General features: G+C 39.7%; 16 protein-coding genes, 1 tRNA gene and 1 pseudogene. 14 read left to right on the top strand and 4 right to left on the bottom strand.

The window, feature by feature from the left end; translation table 11 throughout:
* Positions 1-122: 122 nt before the first annotated feature.
* The 14 genes from VH441_RS05600 to rpoC all read left to right on the top strand — a co-directional run bounded on the left by VH441_RS05600 (position 123) and on the right by rpoC (position 18,643).
* The gene (locus VH441_RS05600; protein ID WP_434352681.1) at positions 123-578 is read left to right on the top strand and encodes a DUF1294 domain-containing protein; all 456 of its coding nucleotides are present in this window, start codon (positions 123-125) and stop codon (positions 576-578) included.
* Between the two features lie 268 nt (positions 579-846).
* Entirely contained in the window at positions 847-1,221 is a 375-nt protein-coding gene (rpsL, locus tag VH441_RS05595; protein WP_434352680.1) for a 30S ribosomal protein S12, read from the top strand.
* A 194-nt stretch (positions 1,222-1,415) separates the two neighbouring features.
* Positions 1,416-1,889, top strand: coding sequence for a 30S ribosomal protein S7 (gene rpsG / locus VH441_RS05590; RefSeq protein WP_434352679.1), 474 nt, complete (start codon positions 1,416-1,418; stop codon positions 1,887-1,889).
* Between the two features lie 241 nt (positions 1,890-2,130).
* A complete protein-coding gene (fusA, locus tag VH441_RS05585) occupies positions 2,131-4,254 on the top strand; it encodes an elongation factor G (protein WP_434352678.1) in 2,124 nt (707 codons plus the stop codon).
* 182 nt (positions 4,255-4,436) lie between these two features.
* On the top strand, positions 4,437-5,627 hold the full coding sequence (tuf, locus tag VH441_RS05580; protein WP_434352535.1) for an elongation factor Tu: 1,191 nt from the start codon (positions 4,437-4,439) through the stop codon (positions 5,625-5,627).
* A 153-nt stretch (positions 5,628-5,780) separates the two neighbouring features.
* Positions 5,781-5,856, top strand: a tRNA-Trp gene (locus VH441_RS05575).
* Positions 5,857-5,900: 44 nt separating this feature from the next.
* Positions 5,901-6,377 (top strand): preprotein translocase subunit SecE, encoded by a 477-nt coding sequence (gene secE / locus VH441_RS05570; RefSeq protein WP_434352677.1) that lies wholly within the window; start codon positions 5,901-5,903, stop codon positions 6,375-6,377.
* A gap of 39 nt (positions 6,378-6,416) precedes the next feature.
* A complete protein-coding gene (nusG, locus tag VH441_RS05565) occupies positions 6,417-6,950 on the top strand; it encodes a transcription termination/antitermination protein NusG (protein ID WP_434352676.1) in 534 nt (177 codons plus the stop codon).
* Between the two features lie 241 nt (positions 6,951-7,191).
* Positions 7,192-7,623: a 50S ribosomal protein L11 gene (gene rplK, locus VH441_RS05560; protein ID WP_434352675.1), complete on the top strand. Its 432-nt coding sequence runs from the start codon at positions 7,192-7,194 to the stop codon at positions 7,621-7,623.
* Positions 7,623-8,324, top strand: a complete 702-nt coding sequence (rplA, locus tag VH441_RS05555) for a 50S ribosomal protein L1 (protein ID WP_434352674.1) — start codon at positions 7,623-7,625, stop codon at positions 8,322-8,324. Before rplK ends, rplA begins: the two co-directional genes overlap by 1 nt.
* A gap of 333 nt (positions 8,325-8,657) precedes the next feature.
* Positions 8,658-9,185: a 50S ribosomal protein L10 gene (rplJ, locus tag VH441_RS05550; RefSeq protein WP_434352673.1), complete on the top strand. Its 528-nt coding sequence runs from the start codon at positions 8,658-8,660 to the stop codon at positions 9,183-9,185.
* A 94-nt stretch (positions 9,186-9,279) separates the two neighbouring features.
* The gene (gene rplL, locus VH441_RS05545; RefSeq protein ID WP_434352672.1) at positions 9,280-9,660 is read left to right on the top strand and encodes a 50S ribosomal protein L7/L12; all 381 of its coding nucleotides are present in this window, start codon (positions 9,280-9,282) and stop codon (positions 9,658-9,660) included.
* 470 nt (positions 9,661-10,130) lie between these two features.
* Positions 10,131-14,228: a DNA-directed RNA polymerase subunit beta gene (gene rpoB / locus VH441_RS05540; protein ID WP_434352671.1), complete on the top strand. Its 4,098-nt coding sequence runs from the start codon at positions 10,131-10,133 to the stop codon at positions 14,226-14,228.
* A gap of 152 nt (positions 14,229-14,380) precedes the next feature.
* Positions 14,381-18,643: a DNA-directed RNA polymerase subunit beta' gene (gene rpoC / locus VH441_RS05535; RefSeq protein ID WP_434352670.1), complete on the top strand. Its 4,263-nt coding sequence runs from the start codon at positions 14,381-14,383 to the stop codon at positions 18,641-18,643.
* Positions 18,644-19,029: 386 nt separating this feature from the next.
* Here rpoC and VH441_RS05530 read toward each other — a convergent pair.
* The 4 genes and pseudogenes from VH441_RS05530 to pth all read right to left on the bottom strand — a co-directional run.
* Positions 19,030-20,796 (bottom strand): annotated as a pseudogene (locus VH441_RS05530) (cation:proton antiporter); the annotation flags it as partial.
* A gap of 353 nt (positions 20,797-21,149) precedes the next feature.
* Complete coding sequence (locus tag VH441_RS05525; protein WP_434352669.1) at positions 21,150-22,112, bottom strand: calcium/sodium antiporter; 963 nt, start codon at positions 22,110-22,112, stop codon at positions 21,150-21,152.
* 130 nt (positions 22,113-22,242) lie between these two features.
* On the bottom strand, positions 22,243-22,623 hold the full coding sequence (panD, locus tag VH441_RS05520; RefSeq protein ID WP_434352668.1) for an aspartate 1-decarboxylase: 381 nt from the start codon (positions 22,621-22,623) through the stop codon (positions 22,243-22,245).
* A 125-nt stretch (positions 22,624-22,748) separates the two neighbouring features.
* The gene (gene pth, locus VH441_RS05515) at positions 22,749-23,336 is read right to left on the bottom strand and encodes an aminoacyl-tRNA hydrolase (RefSeq protein ID WP_434352667.1); all 588 of its coding nucleotides are present in this window, start codon (positions 23,334-23,336) and stop codon (positions 22,749-22,751) included.
* Positions 23,337-23,344 lie beyond the last annotated feature (8 nt).

The raw sequence follows: 23,344 nt of genomic DNA, 5'->3' as shown, positions 1-23,344 counted from the left end.
GAAAAAAGCTCAAAGTGTTAAAAAACAGAACGAAATGTCGGCTTTTGGATATTTTTTTAAAAGATTGCTTGATAAGCAGTCTTTTTTTATATTGAATTAACTAAATTAAAAACGAGCGCATTGTGGCAAGACGCAAAACAAAAAACCAGACAAAAAATCTGACAAAAAAGAAAAATCACCGATATAAACGTAGCGACATTAATAGTACTAAACGCAAAAACTTGTTTATGGCAGGTGGTTTTTTAGTAGTACTTATCATATTGGCGGTTACGGCAACCATTCCATTTTGGGTGGTAGGTTGGTATGCCATTATTAATGTGGTAACTTTTTTAGTTTATGCGAAAGACAAACAAGCGGCTAAAGCTAGGCAATGGCGTGTGCCAGAAAAAAGCCTGCACTTGCTTGCGGTTACAGGTGGCTGGGTAGGGGCTATGCTTGGGCAAACTTATTTGCGCCACAAAACTAAAAAAGCAGAGTTTAGAGTCGTGTATTACTTGACGGTGTTAATTAATTTGGTTGGTCTCATAGCGGTGATGCTTGGGCATAATCCTATTGATTTGTTAAATCGATTAATGTGATGCTAATAAGATTAATGTGATGCTAATAAGAAGTATGTATCATAAATGTCACGTCCTAAACTATAGACTATTTACTGCTGCATTCTAATTGTATTTTACTATATAAATTCTTCCCCAATACCCCTATAAAAACCCTTGCCAATTTTTGACTTCTCATATAGAATATAGTGTCCTAAAAATGGGTTAACAGTAGGTTTTACTTGCTTTTGTTAGCGAAATCAACAGTTAAGCATCATTTTTTTGTTTCACTAAACGGGAGAAATGCCTAATGGCAACAACTAACCAACTTATCCGCAAAGGTCGTAAGACCATTAAGGACAAGACTAACGTACCAGCGTTACAAGCTTGCCCTCAGCGCCGTGGTGTGTGTACTCGTGTTTACACAACTACGCCAAAAAAACCTAACTCAGCAATGCGTAAAGTATGCCGTGTTCGCTTAACTTCTGGTTTTGAAGTTTCAAGCTACATCGGTGGTGAAGGTCACAACCTTCAAGAGCACAGTGTTGTACTAATCCGTGGTGGTCGTGTTAAAGACTTACCAGGTGTACGTTATCACACAGTCCGTGGCTCACTTGACCTTGCAGGTGTTAAAGACCGTAAACAAGGTCGTTCTAAGTACGGTGCTAAAAAGCCTAAGTCATAAATCTTAATATAGCTGTAATCCAGCTTTTAAGTTTTTATTTTTTAAATATACTATGCATAGGCAAGGTGTTTAACTTAATAAACGTTTTTTAAACAAAAGATAAACATACCACTATGCAGTAAGGCTGGCTGATAACATACTCAATATTGACACTGTTATGAATGCCAGACAATCCTGAAGAAAAGGAAATTATTATGCCAAGACGTCGCGTCATCGCTGCCCGTGAGATCCTTCCAGATCCTAAGTTTGGTAGCCAAACATTAGCAAAATTCATTAACCAAGTAATGGTTGATGGTAAAAAATCAATTGCAGAAAAAATTGTTTATGGTGCGCTTGATCAAGTTCAAGCTAAAAAAGAAGTAGAAGATCCAGTTGCTTTTTTTGAAGATGTACTAGAAAACGTTCGCCCAATGGTTGAGGTTAAATCTCGCCGTGTTGGTGGTGCAACATACCAAGTTCCTATGGAAGTACGCCCATCCCGTCGTACTGCTCTAGCAATGCGTTGGTTAGTAGAAGCTGCTAAAAAACGTTCAGAAAAAACTATGGTACAACGCCTAGCTGGCGAACTTGCTGATGCCGCAGAAGGTAAAGGCAATGCAATGAAGAAGCGTGACGAAGTTCACCGTATGGCAGACGCTAACAAAGCGTTCTCTCACTTCCGCTTCTAATTTATTGGTCGACTTACTAGCTGTTAGTAAGTCGACTAAATATATTTTGTTTAAGAATTGTTTTTGTAACATATGGTGTTGTTATTTATTTGGCGATAACTGTTTAATTACATAGTCATAAAACTGTCATAGCAGCACGATACTATCTGACCTTTATTGTCTATATTATAAGTCTGAAAAATCAGGCAGTTAATAAAGAAATAATATAAATTAATATAAACGACTTCCTTAGGAATTCATTATGGCTCGTAAAACCCCTCTAAATCTATACCGTAATATCGGTATTTCTGCGCACATTGATGCAGGTAAGACGACAACAACTGAGCGTATCCTATACTACACTGGTCAAAGCCACAAAATTGGTGAAGTGCATGATGGCGCTGCAACTATGGACTGGATGGAACAAGAGCAGGAGCGTGGTATTACCATTACTTCAGCTGCTACCACTTGTTTTTGGAAAGGCATGGGCAACCAATATGATGAACACCGTATCAACATTATTGACACCCCGGGACACGTTGACTTCACGATTGAAGTAGAACGTTCTATGCGTGTACTTGATGGTGCATGTATGGTTTACTGTGCGGTAGGTGGTGTTCAGCCTCAGTCAGAAACTGTATGGCGTCAGGCTGATAAGTACGGCGTACCTCGTCTTGCTTTCGTTAACAAAATGGACCGTGTTGGTGCAGACTTCTTCCGCGTTGTAGAACAAGTTAAAGAGCGTCTAGGCGGTAACCCAGTACCAGTAGTTATTCCAATTGGTAAAGAAGATGGGTTTGAAGGGGTTGTTGACCTTATCAGCATGAAGGCTATTTACTGGGACACAGAATCTCAAGGTATGAAATACGAAGAGAAAGATATCCCAGCTGAATTGCAAGACCAAGCAGACGAATACCGTGAAATGATGGTAGAAGCTGCTGCAGAAGCAACTGAAGAGTTGATGGACGAGTACCTAGAAAATGGTGACTTGACTGCAGATCAAATTAACAAAGCATTGCGTGATCGCACTATCGGTGGCGAAATCATCCCAATGTTATGTGGTACGGCATTTAAGAACAAAGGTGTTCAAAAAATGCTTGACGCAGTTATCGAATATTTACCAGCACCTCAAGATGTACCTGCAATTAAAGGTATTCTTGATGACAAAGATGAGTCAGAAGGTGAGCGTAAAGCTTCGGATGACGAGCCATTTGCAGCACTAGCATTTAAAATCATGAACGATAAATACGTTGGTAACCTAACGTTCGTACGTGTTTACTCTGGTGTACTTAAGCAAGGTGAAAGTGTTTATAACCCAGTTAAGATGAAGCGTGAGCGTATTGGTCGTATCGTTGAAATGCATGCTGATTCACAAAACGAAGTTGATGAAGTACGTGCTGGTGACATTGTTGCGCTAGTAGGTCTAAAAGATGTAACAACTGGTGATACACTATGTGCTGAAGATAATGTGATTACACTTGAGCGTATGGAATTCCCAGATCCAGTTATTTCTCTAGCTGTTGAGCCTAAGACAAAAGCTGACCAAGAAAAAATGTCAATCGCATTAAACCGTCTAGCTAAAGAAGATCCATCATTCCGTGTACATACTGATGAAGAATCAGGTCAAACAATTATCTCTGGTATGGGTGAGCTTCACCTTGAGATCTTGGTTGATCGTATGAAGCGTGAATTCAATGTTGACGCTAACATTGGTGCACCTCAAGTTGCATACCGTGAGACGCTACGTGAAACTGTAGAAGTTGAAGGCAAGTTTGCGAAACAGACTGGTGGTCGTGGTAAATTCGGTCACGTTTGGTTACGTCTTGAGCCACTTGATCCAGAAGCTGAAGAAGAATACATCTTTGAAGAAGAAATTAAAGGTGGTACAGTACCTCAAGAATACCATGGTGCCGTTGATAAAGGTATCCAAGAGCGTATGGCGAATGGTGTACTAGCTGGCTACCCAGTAGTTGGTGTTAAAGCGACATTGTATGATGGTTCATACCACGATGTTGACTCGGATGAGTTGTCGTTCAAGATGGCTGGCTCTATGGCATTCCGTAAGGGCTTCATGCAAGCTAACCCAGCACTACTAGAACCTGTTATGAAGGTAGAAGTAGAAACACCTGAAGAATACATGGGTGACATCATGGGTAACCTAAACCAGCGTCGTGGCTTGGTTCAAGGTATGGAAGACTTACCTGGCGGCACTAAGCAAATCCGTGCAGAAGTACCATTAGCAGAAATGTTTGGTTATGCAACAGGTCTTCGCTCTATGTCTCAAGGTCGTGCAACATACTCAATGGAATTCCAAAAGTATGCTGAAACACCTAAGAGTGTTGCTGAAGAGATCATGAAAGGCTTTACTGCTAAAGATGACGAGTAAGGTCATCATATAACAACATAAAAAATCAATGATAAGAGCGTCCTCTTGTCATTGATGATTTTTTAGGATACAATCCGAAAAAATTTTAACTATCAATTTTTTTTGATATAACAACAGATTATTAATCTCTGCTTTTTTGGTAATTTAGCCAAATAAGCACTAATAGAAACGAGGAGCCACCCATGGCAAAAGAGAAGTTTGAACGCACGAAACCGCACGTAAACGTAGGTACAATTGGACACGTTGACCACGGTAAAACCACACTAACAGCGGCAATCGCAACCGTAGCAGCTAAGCACTTTGGTGGCGAAGCAAAAGACTACGCAGCAATTGACAACGCACCAGAAGAAAAAGCACGTGGTATTACTATCAACACCTCACACATCGAATATGACACCACAGACCGTCACTACGCACACGTAGACTGCCCAGGACACGCTGACTATGTTAAAAACATGATCACAGGTGCAGCACAGATGGACGGCGCGATTCTAGTTGTATCAGCAACTGATGGTCCTATGCCACAAACACGTGAGCACATCCTACTATCACGTCAGGTAGGCGTACCATACATCATGGTATTCATGAACAAATGTGACATGGTAGACGACGAAGAACTACTAGAACTAGTAGAAATGGAAATCCGTGAACTACTAAGCGACTACGACTTCCCAGGCGACGACACACCAATCATCGCAGGTTCAGCCTTAGAAGCACTAAACGGTAGCGAAGACAAATACGGCGAACCAGCAGTAGTAGAACTACTAAACACCCTAGACAGCTACATCCCAGAACCAGAACGTGCAATCGACCTAGACTTCCTAATGCCGATTGAAGACGTATTCTCAATTTCAGGTCGTGGTACAGTTGTTACCGGTCGTGTAGAATCAGGTATCATCACCGTAGGTGACGAAATCGAAATCGTTGGTATCAAAGACACACAAACAACAACCTGTACCGGTGTTGAAATGTTCCGCAAACTACTAGACGAAGGTCGTGCAGGCGAGAACTGTGGCGTACTACTACGTGGTACCAAACGTGAAGAAGTACAACGTGGTCAAGTACTAGCTAAGCCAGGTTCAATCACACCACACACCAACTTCGACGCAGAAGTATACGTACTATCAAAAGAAGAAGGTGGTCGTCACACACCATTCCTAAATGGTTACCGTCCACAGTTCTACTTCCGTACAACTGACGTAACTGGTGCAATCCAATTACAAGAAGGTACAGAAATGTGTATGCCTGGTGACAACGTTGAAATGAGCGTTGAGCTAATTCACCCAATCGCAATGGACAAAGGTCTACGTTTCGCTATCCGTGAAGGTGGCCGTACTGTAGGTGCTGGTGTTGTTGCAAACGTTAAGGGTTAATATCTAATTAAGCCTTATATTTAAGCTTAAGTTCTAGTAACTTTTGTTTAAATAATGGAAGACCGCTTCTTTTGAGGCGGTCTTTTTTATTTAATCTAAAAAATGCTTGCAACAAAAAAAATATATTGTATAATTATCAGCCTTAACACCCATAGGCGATTGGCTCAATTGGTAGAGCATCGGTCTCCAAAACCGAGGGTTGTAGGTTCGAGTCCTACATCGCCTGCCATCTTTTTCATTTCTGTACTTTGTCTTTATTTCCAAGGCGTTTTTATGAGTAATAGTCAAGATAACAAACTAGATAAGTTATCTAATGCCAAAGTGACTGAACAATCTTCAAAAGCCGTTAGTAAAAAGCAAGAAACAGCAATTGAAGTGGCTAAAACTAAATCTGTAAAAGATATGGTTTTATGGGCGCTTGCCATGGTTGCTTTAATAGCATCAACATTGGTTAATTCATATTTACCAGGGTATTGGCAGCCAGCTAATGATATTTGGGTGCGTTTGGCCATTATTATTGGTTTGATTGTTTTTGCAATCGTTTGCTTAGCGTTAACAAATCAGGGTCGTGCTTTTAAAACCTTATTGTCAGACTCAGGCGTAGAGTTACGTCGTGTGACATGGCCAACAAAGAATGAAACCCTAAAATGGACGTGGCTTTCGATATTAGGTACTATATTACTTGGTACATTAATTTGGGTTTTAGATATGCTGTTTAACCAAGTAATGCGTATCTTAATTGGCGGTTAATATAATTGCACAACCTTTTTAAATAACAGGAGCTATAAGATGCGTTGGTATATTATTCAGGCGTTTTCGGGTTATGAAAAACAAGTGCAGCGTTCACTGATTGAACGCATCAACCGTAGTGACTATGCCGAAAGCTTTGGTCAAGTCTTAGTACCGGTTGAAGAAGTCATCGAAATGAAGGATGGCAAAAAGCGCAAAACAGAGCGCAAGTTTTTCCCTGGATATGTGTTAATTGAAATGGAAATGAATGATGACACATGGCATATCGTTAATGAATGTCCAAACACCATGGGCTTTATTGGCGGCACATCAGACAGTCCAGCACCTATTTCACAACTAGAAGCGGATCGCATCTTAAACAGACTTAACCAAGGTGGAGAGTCTGCACCTCGTCCTAAAACTTTATTTGAACCAGGTGAAGAAGTCCTTATTACTGAAGGTGCGTTTGTTGACTTTAAAGGTATGGTCGAAAAAGTAGATTATGAGAAATCTAAGCTACAGTTGACAGTTGAAGTATTTAACAGACCAACCCCAGTTGAGTTAGAATTTAGTCAGGTAGAAAAATCTGATTAAGTTTGATCAAACCGAAAGATTATTTAAATATTTAAAAGCTGGGAAGAAAGTGTCTCAGCTTTTTTATTTATAAAACAATTAACAATATATTTGCTTTTTTTTATAAAGGCGAGTAAAATACGCCCTTTAATTTTTAAAGTAGTTGAGTTTTATAAAGCAAATACAATAATTTAGCTTTAAAACTTGGCTTTAACTACCATTGGGGAGCTTAATAGGCGTTATTACCCATAAGGAGCAAAAAATGGCTAAGAAGATTGATGGCTACATCAAACTACAAGTCCCAGCAGGCAAGGCGAGTCCTTCACCCCCGATCGGTCCAGCACTAGGTCAACAAGGTGTAAACATTATGGCATTCTGTAAAGAGTTCAACGCTGCAACAGGCGGCATGGAACCAGGTTTGCCAATTCCAACAGAAATCACTGTTTATAATGATAAATCTTTTACATTTATCATGAAGTCGCCACCAGCGGCATTCTTACTACGTAAAGCAGCAGGTATTGCAAAAGGTTCTGGCGAGCCAAATACTAAAAAAGTTGCAACAGTGACACGCGCTCAATTAGAAGAGATTGTTAAGCAAAAAGAAAAAGACTTAACAGCTGCTGATATGGACGCTGCTGTACGTACTATTGCTGGTACTGCCCGTTCTATGGGTATTGATGTGGAGGATCTATAATGGCTAAATTAACAAAACGTCAAAAGGTAATTGCTGAGCGTGTAGAAGCAGAAAAACTTTACACAATTGAAGAAGCAGTAACTATCCTTAACGATCTTCCTGCAACAAAGTTTAAAGAGTCAGTTGATATTGCTATTAACTTGGGTGTTGATCCACGTAAATCAGACCAAGTAGTACGTGGTGCAACTAACCTACCAGCAGGTACTGGTAAAACTAAACGTGTTGCTGTATTTGCTCAAGGTGCTGCTGCAGAAGCTGCTAAAGAAGCAGGTGCTGACGTGGTAGGTTTTGAAGACCTAGCAGAAAGCATTAAAGCTGGCAACATGGACTTTGATGTTGTGATTGCTGCGCCAGACGCGATGCGTGTGGTTGGTCAATTAGGTACAATTTTGGGTCCACGTGGTTTAATGCCAAACCCTAAAGTTGGTACGGTAACACCAAACGTAGCAGAAGCAGTTACAAATGCTAAATCTGGTCAAGCTCAATACCGTGTAGACAAAGCTGGTATTATCCACACGACAATTGGTCAAGTTGGCTTTACTGTAGAGCAGATTGAGCAAAACGCACTTGCCTTATTGGCAGACCTTAAGCGTGCTAAACCAGCAACGGCTAAAGGTATATTTATTAAAAAGATTACTTTATCTAGCACGATGGGACCTGGTATCGCAATTGATCCAGTACCTTACCGTACTGCTAAATAATTTATTTAAGAGTTTTAAAAATTTAGGTCAGCACAGTGAATGCTGTGCTGTCTAAGACCGTAGGTAGAGTATTAACTCGTTAATTGGTTTAATTTGGTTATTACTTTAATTAGCTAAATTTTAAATTAGCCTACGCAGACGGTGACCCAAAACAGTTTAGACATAGCAATTACCGTTTTATGTGTTGTATTAAATGTGTATTTATCGTGTCGTCTGATATTGGTGCCGTATTCGTCGTTATCTAACTTGTTCACAATTTAGATAATGTATTATGTCAAGTTTGGTTTATTTTATTTGTTTTAAATATCCCAAACGAGATTAAGGAGTCAACTAATGGCATTAACGCTAGAACAGAAAAAACAAGTTGTGGCTGAAGTGTCTGAAGTTGCTGCTAACGCATACTCAGCGGTTGCTGCTGAATATCACGGCATCGAAGTTGGTCAAATGACTCAGCTTCGTAGCGCTGCTCGTGAAAAAGGCGTTGTTTTAAAAGTGGTTAAAAACTCACTTGCAAAACGCGCTTTTGAAGGCACTGACTTTGAGTGTATGTCAGACGGTCTGACTGGTCCACTAATCTTGGCATTTGCTATGGAAGATTTGGGTTCTGCTGCTAGAGTTGTAAAAGACTTTAACAAAGAACACAAACTACTAGATGCCAAAATAGTATCAGTTGGTGGTGAAGCATTTGGTCCTGAAGAGCTTGAACGTGTAGCTAAGCTACCAACAAGAGACGAAGCTCTAGCTATCTTGATGGCGACCATGAAAGCACCAGTGACCAAGCTTGCACGTACTATGAAAGAAGTACCAGGCAAGTTTGTTCGCACAGTAGCGGCAGTAAAAGACGCAAAAGAAGCTGCTTAATCATTTATCATTTAAGATTAGATCTGTTATTGAATTTTACTAACACAAATCTTATCTTAAGAATACAACATTTATTTAATAATCGGAGACACTTATGTCACTATCTCGTGAAGACGTATTAAACGCAATCGCTGAAATGTCAGTAATGGACATCGTTGAATTAATCAGCGAAATGGAAGAAAAATTTGGTGTTACAGCTGCTGCTGCTGTAGCTGCTGCTCCTGCTGCTGCAGGCGGTGATGCTGGTGAAGCTGCTGCTGAAAAAGACGAATTTGACGTTGTTCTAACTAGCTTTGGCGACAAAAAAGTTGCTGTTATTAAAGCAGTACGTGGCGTTACTGGTCTTGGTCTTAAAGAAGCTAAAGAATTGGTTGAAGGTGTTCCTTCTCCAATCAAAGAAGGCGCAGCTAAAGCTGAAGCTGAAGATATCAAGAAGCAGCTTGAAGAAGCTGGTGCATCTGTTGAGCTTAAATAATAGCTTAACATTCGCATTTTAATAAAATCTGGCTATGCGCTATTGTATAGTCAGATTTTTTTTGCTATAATTTCCCTCTTAACCTTAAGTGTTAGTAATTTGCTGTAAAATATCTTACCAAATAGAGTTTTTCCTTATTTGGTTTTTTTTGACTTAATTAATTATAACACTTGATTAAAGGATAGACTTTATTCCATGCACTTACAAACTTTGCTGTTGTGACGGTTTAACTTTTTTGGCTAAACATTAATTTGATGTTTGGCCTTTTGTTGTGCTTGCTACAAAATATTTTTTGTATTAGTTTTGTAACAGAAAACACAAAAATAAGTCACGTAACCAGCATTTTTGAAGCGCATACGATACAAACTATCATTTTAATTAGTAAGTTTGTTAATAACATTGGTTCAAAATATAGGGTGTTGGCCTTAAGTTTTGATTATTATTTTCACGTCTTCTATAAAGGACTCTCAATGGCATATTCTTATACCGAAAAAAAGCGTATCCGTAAAAGTTTTGCTCAATTGCCAACTGTGATGGAAGTGCCGTATCTATTGGCCATCCAGATGGACTCTTATGAGCAATTCTTGCAAGAGAATAAAAAACCTCATGCACGTTATAACATGGGTTTACAGGCAGCTTTCTCTTCTATTTTCCCTATTGAAAGTCATACTGGCAATGCCGAGCTGCAATTTGTTGAATATTATTTGGGTGAGCCTGAATTTGATGAGCGTGAATGTATTTTACGTGGCTCTACTTTTGCAGCACCATTGCGTGTAAAAATTCGTTTGGTCATTAAAGACAAAGATAGTAAAGCAAAAACTATTAAAGATATCCGTGAGCAAACGGTATTTATGGGTGAAATCCCACTAATGACTGACAATGGTACTTTTATTATTAATGGTACTGAACGAGTGATTGTTTCTCAGCTACACCGTTCACCTGGTGTGTTCTTTGACCATGATAAAGGTAAGTCTCACTCAAGTGGTAAAGTCCTTTATAACGCACGTATCATTCCATACCGTGGCTCTTGGTTAGATTTTGAGTTTGATGCTAAAGACTTAGTTTATGCACGTATTGACCGTCGACGTAAATTATTGGCGTCAATTATCTTACGTGCCATTGGTATGGATACGGCTCAAATTTTAGATACCTTCTTTGAAAAAATTTCTGTATACAAAGGCAAAGATCAATTTGAAATTGACCTAGTTGCTGACCGTTTACGTGGTGAGATGGCGCAGTTTGATATTGTCGCGGCAGATGGTGAAGTATTGGTTGAGCAGGGCAAACGTATTAATGCCCGTCGTATTCGCCAAATCGAAAAAGCAGGTATGACTAAGCTAGCGGTGCCAGATGAGTACCTATATGAGCGTGTGCTTGCCGAAGATATCGTAGTAGATGACGAGATTGTCGCGCATGCAAATACCTTAATTGACCACGAATTATTGGTTAAATTATCAGGACTAGAGATTAAAGAATTCTCAATCTTGTTTACCAATGATATTGACCAAGGTACTTATATTGCAGATACCTTGCGTGCAGACAGCGTACGTAGCCGTGAAGAAGCTTTGATTGAAATTTACAAAGTCATGCGTCCTGGTGAGCCACCAACATTAGATACAGCAGAAAAACTGTTTGAAACGATGTTCTTTAGTCAAGATCGTTATGATTTATCTAACGTCGGACGTATGAAGTTTAATCGTCGTTTAGGTCGTGAATTTGAAGACACGGATGATGTAGACGTACAACGTGATCGTAGTGTTTTAACAAACCAAGATATTTTAGATGTTCTAAAAGAATTGATTGAAATCCGTAACGGACGTGGCGATGTTGATGACATCGACCACTTAGGTAACCGTCGAATCCGTTCTGTTGGTGAGATGGCAGAAAACCAGTTCCGTATTGGTTTAGTACGTGTTGAGCGTGCGGTTAAAGAGCGCTTAAGCTCTGCAGAATCTGATGGCCTATCACCACAAGATTTGATCAACTCTAAACCAGTTGCAGCGGCAGTTAAAGAATTCTTTGGTTCGTCTCAGTTGTCACAGTTTATGGACCAAAACAACCCATTGTCAGAAGTTACGCACAAGCGTCGTGTTTCTGCATTAGGTCCTGGTGGTTTGACACGTGAGCGTGCTGGTTTTGAAGTGCGTGACGTTCACACAACTCACTATGGTCGTGTTTGTCCAATTGAAACCCCTGAAGGTCCAAACATTGGTTTGATTAACTCATTAGCAACCTATGCTAAAACAAACAGCTTTGGTTTCCTTGAAACACCATACCGTAAAGTGGTTGATGGTAAAGTAACGGATGATATTGAATACTTATCAGCAATTGAAGAAGTAGGAACAGTCGTTGCACAGGCTGACTCGCCAATGAATGACAAAGGTGAGTTAACTGATGAGATGGTAACGGTACGTAACCTGGGCGAAACGGTACGTATGCCACCTGGTAAAGTAACCCATATGGATGTGTCACCACGTCAGGTTGTTTCTGTTGCTGCTGGCTTGATTCCATTCTTAGAACATGATGATGCTAACCGTGCATTGATGGGATCTAACATGCAACGTCAGGCAGTACCAACATTGCGTGCAGACAAGCCGCTAGTCGGTACTGGCATGGAGCGTCACGTCGCTCGTGACTCTGGTGTTTGTGTGACTGCAAAACGTGGTGGTGTGATTGAGTATGTTGATGCATCACGCTTAGTTGTACGTGTTAATGAAGATGAAATGCAAGTAGGTGAAGCTGGTATTGATATTTATAACCTAATTAAATATACCCGCTCTAACCAAAACACCTGTATTAACCAGCGTATTATTGTTAACCAAGGCGACCAGATTGCCCGTGGTGACATTTTGGCAGATGGCCCATCAACTGACTTAGGTGAGTTGGCGCTTGGTCAAAATATGCGAATCGCATTCATGCCGTGGAATGGTTATAACTTTGAGGATTCTATTTTAGTCTCTGAAAAAGTGGTGAAAGAAGATCGTTTTACTACCATCCATATTCAAGAGTTGACCTGTGTTGCCCGTGATACCAAACTGGGTACAGAAGAGATCACTGGCGATATCCCTAACGTAGGTGAGGCAGCACTTTCTAACCTAGACCAAGCAGGTATTGTTTATATTGGTGCAGAAGTTGAAGGTGGCGATATCTTAGTTGGTAAAGTGACACCAAAAGGTGAGACACAACTAACGCCAGAAGAAAAACTATTGCGTGCCATTTTTGGTGAGAAAGCTGCGGATGTAAAAGATACATCATTACGCGTACCTTCATCTGTTAAGGGTACTGTAATTGATGTGCAAGTATTTACTCGTGATGGTTTAGAAAAAGACAGCCGTGCGCAAGCCATTGAAAAACAACAGCTTGATGGTTACCGTAAAGACTTAAAAGAAGAGCTACGCATTTTTGAAGAAGCTGCTCGTGGTCGTATCATGCGTTTGCTTGATGGTCAAAAAGTAAGTGGTGGTGCTGGCTTAAGAGCAGGCACTGAGCTGACAGCTGCTAATATGTCAGAAATGACATTAGAAACTTTGTTGGACATCCAACCAGTAGAAGAGGAAGTCGCAGAGCATCTTGGTCAAATCGCTGAGTTCTTAGAAGATAAGCACAAAGAAATTGATGACAAATTTGCAGAGAAGAAGCGTAAGCTAACCTCTGGTGATGAATTAGCACACGGCGTACAAAAAATTGTTAAAGTATATTTGGCAGTTAAACGTCGTATCCAGCCAGGTGATAAGATGGCTGGTCGTCATGGTAACAAAGGTGTTATCTCTCGCATTATGCCAATTGAAGACATGCCATATGACGAACACGGCAACCCAGTTGACATCGTACTAAACCCATTGGGTGTACCATCGCGTATGAACATTGGTCAGGTACTTGAAACGCACTTGGGTATGGCGGCTAAAGGCTTGGGTGAGAAAATTGAGCGTATGCTAAAAGCACAAGTTGCAATTAAAGATTTACGTGAATTTTTAGATAAAATTTATAACAAAGTTGGTGGCGAACAAGTTGATCTTGATAGCTTAACTGATGATGAAATCTTTGCAATGGCACAAAATTTACGTGCGGGTGTCCCTATGGGTACCGCTGTATTTGATGGTGCAAAAGAAACTCAAATTAAAGAACTATTAGAGCTTGCCGACTTATCTCAAGATGGTCAACAAGTGTTGTATGATGGTCGCACAGGTCAAAAATTTGACCGTAAAGTAACCGTTGGTATTATGTACATGCTTAAACTTAACCACTTGGTTGATGACAAAATGCACGCACGTTCTACAGGTTCTTACTCACTTGTTACACAGCAACCATTGGGTGGTAAAGCTCAATTTGGTGGTCAGCGTTTTGGTGAGATGGAAGTTTGGGCACTTGAAGCATATGGTGCAACTTATACCTTGCAAGAAATGCTAACAGTGAAGTCGGATGATGTTGATGGACGTACACGTATGTACAAAAACATTGTTGATGGCGAGCAATATATGGATCCAGGTATGCCTGAATCGTTTAATGTATTGACTAAAGAAATCAAGTCGTTGGGTATTAATATTGAATTAAAAGAGTCAAACAAATGAGGCACTCTTAAAGTATAGAAAGGATAAGCTGGGTCATGCGCTCAGCATATCCAATTCAATCATTAATTAACGATACCTAACCACTTAACAGAATGAGCTTTGTTTGTATTTATGACAAAAACAAAGCAAAAAAAAGATAACGGAGAAGAAGCTTGAAAGATTTATTAGATATTATGAAAAGCCCTGCCGACTCTGGCAGCCGTGAATTTGACAGCATTCAGATTTCTTTATCATCACCTGATACCATCAGATCATGGTCTCATGGTGAGGTTAAAAAGCCTGAAACTATTAACTATCGTACCTTTAAACCAGAACGTGATGGTCTTTTTTGTGCCAAAATTTTTGGACCAGTAAAAGACTTTGAATGCTTATGTGGTAAATATAAGCGTCGTAAGTTCCAAGGTGTGATTTGTGAAAAATGTGGTGTTGAAGTGACCACAGCTAAAGTCCGTCGTGATCGTATGGGTCACATCGACTTAGCAAGCCCAGTTGCACACATTTGGTTTTTAAAATCATTGCCGAGCCGTATTGGTCTATTGTTAGATACCACATTGCGTGATATTGAGCGTGTATTATATTTTGAAAGCTATATTGTGACAGACCCTGGTTTAACCAGCCTTGAAAAATATCAGCTATTAGATGATGAAGACTACTATAAAGCCCTAGAAGAGTTTGGTGATGAATTTACAGCCAAAATGGGTGCTGAAGCAGTTCAAGACCTGTTAAAAGACATTGATTTAGATACTGAAATTGATTTGTTACGTGAAGAGATTCCGAACACAAATTCAGAAACTAAGCTGAAGAAAATGTCTAAGCGTTTAAAGTTGCTTGAGTCATTCCGTGATTCAAACAATAAACCAGAGTGGATGGTAATGGAAGTATTACCTGTGTTACCACCTGATTTACGCCCACTTGTGCCACTTGAAGGTGGTCGCTTTGCGACGTCTGATCTAAACGATTTATATCGTCGTGTGATTAACCGTAATAACCGTTTGAAACGTTTATTAGAGCTTAATGCGCCAGACATTATTGTACGTAACGAAAAACGTATGTTGCAAGAGTCGGTAGATGCTTTATTAGATAACGGTCGTCGTGGTCGTGCGATTACTGGTAGTAACCGTCGTCCATTGAAATCACTTGCTGACATGATTAAAGGTAAGCAGGGTCGTTTCCGCCAAAACTTACTTGGTAAACGTGTTGATTACTCTGGTCGTTCGGTAATTGTTGTTGGTCCTACACTACGTTTGCACCAGTGTGGCTTGCCTAAGAAAATGGCATTAGAACTGTTCAAGCCATTCACTTATGCTAAGTTACTTTCGCATGGTATGGCAACCACCATTAAACAAGCTAAAAAGATGGTTGAGCGTGAAGAACCACAAGTTTGGGATATGCTGGCAATGGTTATCCGTGAACATCCAGTGATGCTTAACCGTGCGCCAACGCTTCACCGTTTGGGTCTGCAAGCGTTTGAACCAGTATTGATTGAAGGTAAAGCCATTCAGCTACACCCATTGGTTTGTGCGGCATTTAACGCCGACTTTGATGGTGACCAGATGGCGGTACACGTACCACTGACACTAGAAGCGCAGTTAGAAGCACGTACCTTGATGATGTCAACCAACAATATCTTATCGCCAGCTAATGGTGAGCCGATTATTGTGCCATCGCAAGACGTTGTACTAGGTTTGTACTACATCAGCCGTTCAAACATAAATGCAAAAGGTGAGGGCATGACCTTCACAAACGTTGATGAAGCCATGCGTGCTTTGGGCAACGGTGATTTAAGTGTGAACGCAAAAGTTAAAGTGCGTGTGACTGAAACCAGCTTTGATGAAGAAGGCAATGCGACTAAGCAAACCAGCTTAAAAGAAACTGTAGCAGGACGTTTGCTTATCTGGAACATCATGCCAAAAGGTATGGCATTTGAAGAGTGCAACAAAGAAATGACTAAAAAGAACATTTCAGGATTGCTGAACTCTTGCTACCGTAAAATGGAAGTCAAAGATACCGTACTTTTTGCTGACCACTTGATGTATTTAGGTTTTGCTCAAGCAACACTATCAGGTGTATCTATTGGTATGGAAGACATGGTTATACCACCAAATAAGGCAGAAATTGTTAAAGCTGCGGATGCAGAAGTTCGAGAAATCGAACAACAGTTTGCTGAAGGTTTTGTAACTGCAGGTGAGCGTTATAACAAAGTTGTTGATATCTGGTCACGTACTAACGATAAAGTTGCTAATGCGATGATGGATAACCTAGCAACGGATACCGTTATCAATGCAGATGGCGTTGAAGAAGAACAAAAGTCGTTTAACTCAATCTATATCATGTCGGACTCTGGTGCTCGTGGTAGTGCGGCACAGATTCGTCAGCTTGCAGGTATGCGTGGTTTGATGGCTAAACCAGATGGTTCTATTATTGAAACGCCAATTAAAGCAAACTTCCGTGAAGGTTTGACAGTACTTCAGTACTTTATCTCTACTCACGGTGCGCGTAAAGGTCTTGCTGATACGGCACTTAAAACAGCAAACTCTGGTTATCTAACCCGTCGTTTGGTTGATGTGGCACAAGATTTAGTTATTACAGAAGATGACTGTGGTACAGACCATGGTGTGTTAATGACGCCGCATATTGAAGGTGGCGACATCATCGAAAAATTAAGTGACCGAGTACTTGGTCGTGTAACTGCTAAAGATGTTACAAATAAAGATGGTGAAATTATTGTACCAGCAGGTGAGTTACTTGATGAGCAATCGGTTAACTTGCTTGATGACAACGGTGTTGATGAAGTTTGGGTACGCTCAGTTATTACTTGTAAAGTAAAACATGGGGTATGTTCTAAGTGTTATGGTCGTGACTTGGCACGTGGTCACAGTGTTAATATTGGTGAGTCTGTTGGTGTTATGGCAGCGCAATCAATTGGTGAACCAGGTACACAGTTAACCATGCGTACTTTCCACGTTGGTGGTACAGCAAGTTCTGCTGCGGTTGATAACAGCATTTCTGTTAGTAATGCAGGTACTATTGGTTTCCACAACATTAAAACAGTTGAACATGTTGATGGCTACTTAGTTGTTGTATCTCGTTCTGCCGAAATTGGTGTAAGAGATGAGATGGGACGTGAGCGTGAGCGTTATAAAGTACCTTACGGTTCTAAAGTATCTGTTAAAGATGGTGATCAGGTTGACGGTGGTCAAACAATTGCTAAGTGGGATCCACATACCCACCCAATCATTACCGAATTTACTGGTAAAGCCCGTTTCAGTGATGTAACTGATGGGGTAACAGCAACGGTTAAGGTTGATGAATCAACAGGTATGAGCTCGTTTGAGATCTTGGCTGTTAAAGATCGTCCAACAACAGCAAAAGACTTACGTCCATCGATTATCCTTGATACAGATGAAGGTAAAGAAGTTGTTTACTTCTTGCCACCAGAAACCGTATTACGTGTTACTGAAGGCGAAGAAGTGACCCAAGGTTCTACGTTAGGACGTGTGCCACAAGCCTCTTCTGGTACTAAAGATATTACCGGTGGTTTGCCACGTGTTGCTGACTTATTTGAAGCACGTAAGCCAAAAGACCATGCGATTATGGCAGAAATGACTGGTACAGTAAGCTTTGGTAAAGAAACAAAAGGCAAAAATCGTTTTGTGATTACCAATGAAGATGGCGAAAGTCATGAAGAGCTAATCCCTAAATGGCGTCAAATCAACGTGTTTGAAGGTGAAACGGTTGCAAGAGGTGAAATTATTGCCGATGGTCCGATGAACCCACATGACATTTTACGCTTACAAGGTGAAACAGCACTGGCAAACTATATTGTGAATGAAGTGCAAGATGTATATCGTCTGCAAGGTGTTAAAATTAACGATAAGCACATTGAAGTTATTATTCGTCAAATGTTGCGTAAGGTTGAAATCACTGATGGTGGTGACTCTAGCTACTTTAAAGGTGACCAAGCAGAATATGCGACTGTGGTTGAATTAAATGAAAAACTTAGAGCAGAAGATAAGTTTGAAGTTAAGTTTGATCGTCAGTTGCTTGGTATTACCAAAGCAAGCTTGGCAACAGAAAGCTTTATCTCGGCTGCATCATTCCAAGAAACAACTCGTGTACTAACTGCTGCTGCGGTAGAAGGTAAAGTGGATGCCTTGCGTGGTCTTAAAGAAAACGTGGTTGTCGGTCGATTGATTCCTGCTGGTACAGGCTTAGCGTATCATCAAAGCCGTAAGAACCAGCCAGAGCAAGCACCAATGGCAACAACAGACCTTGATGCAATGTTTGGCTCTACTATGAGTGGTTCTGAAGCTGATGCTGACGCATTTGCGGCAGAGTTTGATGAGGCATTTGCAGAGCAGTTAAAGCAAGAAACATCTGATAATTCAGCTAATCAAGAAACTAAACCAGAGTAATTTAGTTCACTAGCTAACATTATTCTTTAAAACAAAAACCGAGCTTATATATAAGCTCGGTTTTTTTGTCTGTTATAAAAGATAGGTACTAAAGTACAAAACTTGCTATACATTAATTATGTTTGGGTATCTACTTAACAACTTATCTGTTTATTTGCCTAAAAAGAGTGCAAATGAAAGAATCTCGTCATTCTTGTATCACGTTTATTTTGTTTTGCTAACGTTATGACTGTGCTCCAATTATTTGTATCCATAAAAAAACAGGCGATATTTAAATATAAATATCGCCTGTTACTAGCTTGCTTATCTTATTTAATTAAAAGGCTTACCCTTAATTAGGTAAAAGCAATGTTAGATGTGCTATCACTTTTGTCTTCTTTTAATTGTTCTTCGTCAAGCACTAAAGAAACTAGTTTTCGACCTGCTGGTATTTTACCATCAAACTCGTTGGTTATTACATGTAGGATATTGTCTTTATCTATAGTGTATAGTGGCACATATTGATTGTTATCCGCTTTGTAATGATCATAAGTGTAGTTGTCGGTAATATTAGTGATTTTAATACGTGCCTTTTTAGAAACCATACTGGCAAGCTTTGCATAGGTGACGTTTTCGCCAAATAGCCAATGAGAATTAAACAAAGACTTGTTGTTATCCGTATGTTGTACTTCTTTTTTAAGCTTCAATCTAAAAATATTTTTATCTCCAAACTCATGTCTGTAATGCAGTTCAGCTAACATGTTAAGCTCTCTATCTACATGTACGGCAAAAAGATTACCAATGCCAATTAAGTCTAAATGCGATTCGGCATGTTCAGAAACTGGGTTACCATAATAGGTGCGTAGACCTTTCATACGAGCTTTAGCAATATTGGTATACACTGAGTCGGCAACAATGACTTCAAAACCTTGGTCTTTAAGCGACTTTGCAATTTTTAATGCCACCGGGTTAGAACCGATAAATAAGACACCAGTGCTGGCTGGTTCCCTGACACCTAAGATGCGCGCAACGACTTTTGCCCCTAAGCCTTGAATCATAACTGTACCAATAATAACCATAAATACTAAGGGTACAAGTAGCTCAACGCCTTTAATGTTGTATTCTTGCAGTTTAATTGCAAATAAAGAAGAGATTGCCGCAGCAACAATACCACGTGGTCCAATCCAACTAATCATCAGTTTTTCTTGAAGCTTGAGTGAAGAGCCAAGCGATGATGCCCATACAGCCAGTGGACGAGCAATAAACATGACAATGCCAAGCAGTACTAAACCGGTTATACCAACGTTAAATAAGCTTTCTAGCTCAACACGGGCGGCGAGTACAATAAATAAAACAGAAATAAGTAATACGGTTAATGACTCATTAAATTCTAAAATATGATCTTTAGGGAAGTCTTTCCAGTTAGCTAAAGCGACTCCCATAACGGTTACGGTTAATAAGCCTGATTCATGTTCAATATGGTTTGATGCAGAAAATAACAACAAAACAAAGGCAAGTGTAAATACGTTAATTAAGTATTCAGGTAACATATGACGTTTGATGAGTGATGCAAGAACCCAGGCACCAAACATACCAAGTATTAAACCAAGTGCTACAATTTCACCAAAAATAAGGAGGCCATTAGCCTTGCCTTCAGAGATAATGTATTCATAAACTAAAACCACCGCAATTGCACCAATTGGATCGATGATAATACCTTCCCACTTTAAGATATTGGAAATAGTCTTATTTGGGCGAACACTACGTAATAGGGGAATAATTACGGTAGGTCCTGTCACACAAACCAGTGCACCAAAAAGTAAGGCAATTAAGGGGTCTACATCAAATAAAAAATAGGTAGATAACGCCACAATACCAATGGTAATGACCACACCTAAGGTGACGAGTTTTTGTACCACTGTACCGTGTTGTTTGATTTCCTCAAACTCAAGGGTTAGTGAACCCTCAAATAAGATAACAGCGACCCCAAGAGAAATGAATGGGAACAACAAGTCGCCAAGCATTTCATTGGGATTTAGATAGCCTAGAACTGGCCCAATGATAATACCAGTTAATAAGAGAAACAGAATGGATGGTTGCTTGAGGTACCAAGCTAACCATTGAGCAGCAATACCTAACCCAACGATACCTGATAGCATTAATGCAGTATCCATAAAAATATCCTATGTGATTTATTAAAATAAGAATTTAAAAAGAATATATAAATTCTGTTAAATATTTCAAGTTACCGATTTAAATATTTAACAAAACCTACATAAAAAATGTAACTCAATATTAGAAAGCTTTAAGCTCAAATGATGTTTTTTTATAAAAATTTATTTATTACAAAGTAACATAATAGCATGTAACACAATGGCAAGTTAGCCATTGTAAAGCTATTTTACAATTAAGTTGGGGCAAAAAGAAGAAATTCAAGTTAATAAAAACCAACGGATAAAAATTAACGCGTTGGTTTTTATTAAACGAAGACTGACTGACAAACTAACCAAGATATGAAGGGGCTGATTTATATGGTTGCAGTTTGGATAAGCCAAAAAGTATAAATAACAAAGGTGGTTAGTAAAATAATACCTGCCATACGGTACAAACTGCTTTTTTGTCTTAGTGCAACTAAAGATAAAATAAATAACATGGTGGTCATAATACCCACCATCAGCATATCTCTATTTAAAATAGAGGCTTCTACATTCATTGGCGAGATAATAGCAGCCAAACCAACCACGCCTAGGGTATTAAAAAGGTTAGACCCAACAATATTGCCTAACGCCATATCTGATTCGCCGCGGCGTGCAGCAACAATAGAGGCAACCAGCTCTGGTAGCGACGTACCTATCGCAACAATCGTCAGCCCAATTAGTAGTTCACTAAGCCCCCAAAGTTTTGCTAATTCAACGGCACCAAAAACAATCACACGAGAGCTTAAAACTAACAGTACCAACCCAACAATGAGCGAGAAAATGGCTTTACGGGTGTTAATACCTTCATTTTCATGCGGGATATCATCGGATTGCCGACCTTTGAGACTTAAAACGATTTGTGCAAACAACACAATAGCGAGTGCGACTAGCATGATGATGCCTTCGGTTAACGTTAGTTTACCATCCGATAATTGAAAGGCGACTAAGGCAGTTGCTGCTATCAAAAACATCATGCCTTGTTTAATTACGTTGGCTTTAATCGCAATTGGGCTAATAATAGCTGCCATGCCCAGTACCAAGGCAATGTTCATGATATTTGAACCAAATGCGTTACCTAAAGCAATGCCAGGACTGCCATCAAGTGCAGACAGCGCAGATACCACCATTTCTGGCGCAGATGTACCAACCCCCAAAATAATAACACCAATTAAAAAGCTGGGCATATTTAGCTTAACGGCTAGGTTGGTTGCACCGTCAATAAAAGTATCGGCGCTCCAAACTAAAACAGCAAGACCAATAATAACGGCAACAATGGCGATAGCTAATGACATGATTAAAACTCTTAAGTTATTTATATTCTTCGTTGTTTACTATGAATATAGTTAATTTTATATAACAACTCATATAATAAAAAGGTGCATAAAATGCACCCTAAAAAATGAGACTTAATAGATGCTAAAGTTACTTAACCTGAACTGGGATGATGTTAGCGGTATCTTTAACTGTGTTGTCTTCATTGCAATAAACCAATTTTGGCTTATGAGCATCTGCTTCTTCTTCTGTCATATTAACATAGGCACAAATAATCACGATATCACCTAAATCAGCTTGATAGGCAGCAGCACCATTTAAAGAGATAATACCAGAGCCAGCTTCTGCACGGATTGCATAAGTACGGAAGCGTTTGCCATTACTGACATTATAAATGTCAATTGATTCGTTTTCACGAATACCAGCTAAATCTAATAAGTCACTATCAATGCCGCAAGAACCTTCATAATGCAAATCTGCATGAGTGACTCTAGCACGGTGTAGTTTGCCTTTTAGCATGTTTAATAGCATAGCTAATTTCCTGAATTAAAATATTAATTAATGTAAATTTTGCGGTTAAATAGGTTAGCTGTCAATACTTGTATTGTAACCTGCTAACTTAACTCATTTCAGTTGTTTAACAGTTTGATGACACATTAAGCATTAGGGAGCTTGAATCCATTGATGTTAGCACGTGCTTTTTCTATATTACCGTCTAACAGTAAGGGTAGATTATCAAGTGCGCATTCTAACGCTTTATCAATAGAAATTTGTTCATCATTAGTAGGTTTAGATAACACATGCCCACTTACTTTAGATTTATGCCCAGGGTGTCCAATACCAACACGCAACCGATGAAAGTCATTACCAATATGTGGCACGATATCTCGTAAACCATTATGACCACCATGACCACCACCCGTTTTTAATTTAATACTGCCAGCGGGTATGTCTAACTCATCATGGGCTATTAATAGTTGGTTGTTGTCTAGGTTAAAAAAATTAACCATGGGTACAACAGATTGCCCAGATTTGTTCATAAAAGTTTCGGGTAATAACAAGCGAACATCATGCCCATAAACTCGTCCACGCCCCGTTAAACCAAAAAACTTTTTTTCGGCAGATAGGGGGATATTGAACTGTTTTGCTATTTGCTCTACAAACCAAAAACCAGCATTATGCCTTGTTTGGGCATATTGCTGGCCTGGATTGCCAAGCCCAACGATAAGTTTTAGCTGGGTCATGGTGTTCT

Source organism: Psychrobacter sp. HD31 (genome assembly GCF_051097895.1).
In the GTDB taxonomy this organism is placed as follows: domain Bacteria; phylum Pseudomonadota; class Gammaproteobacteria; order Pseudomonadales; family Moraxellaceae; genus Psychrobacter.
The sequence above is the reverse complement of the archived record's forward strand: the minus strand, read 5'-3'. Positions and strand labels throughout refer to the sequence as shown.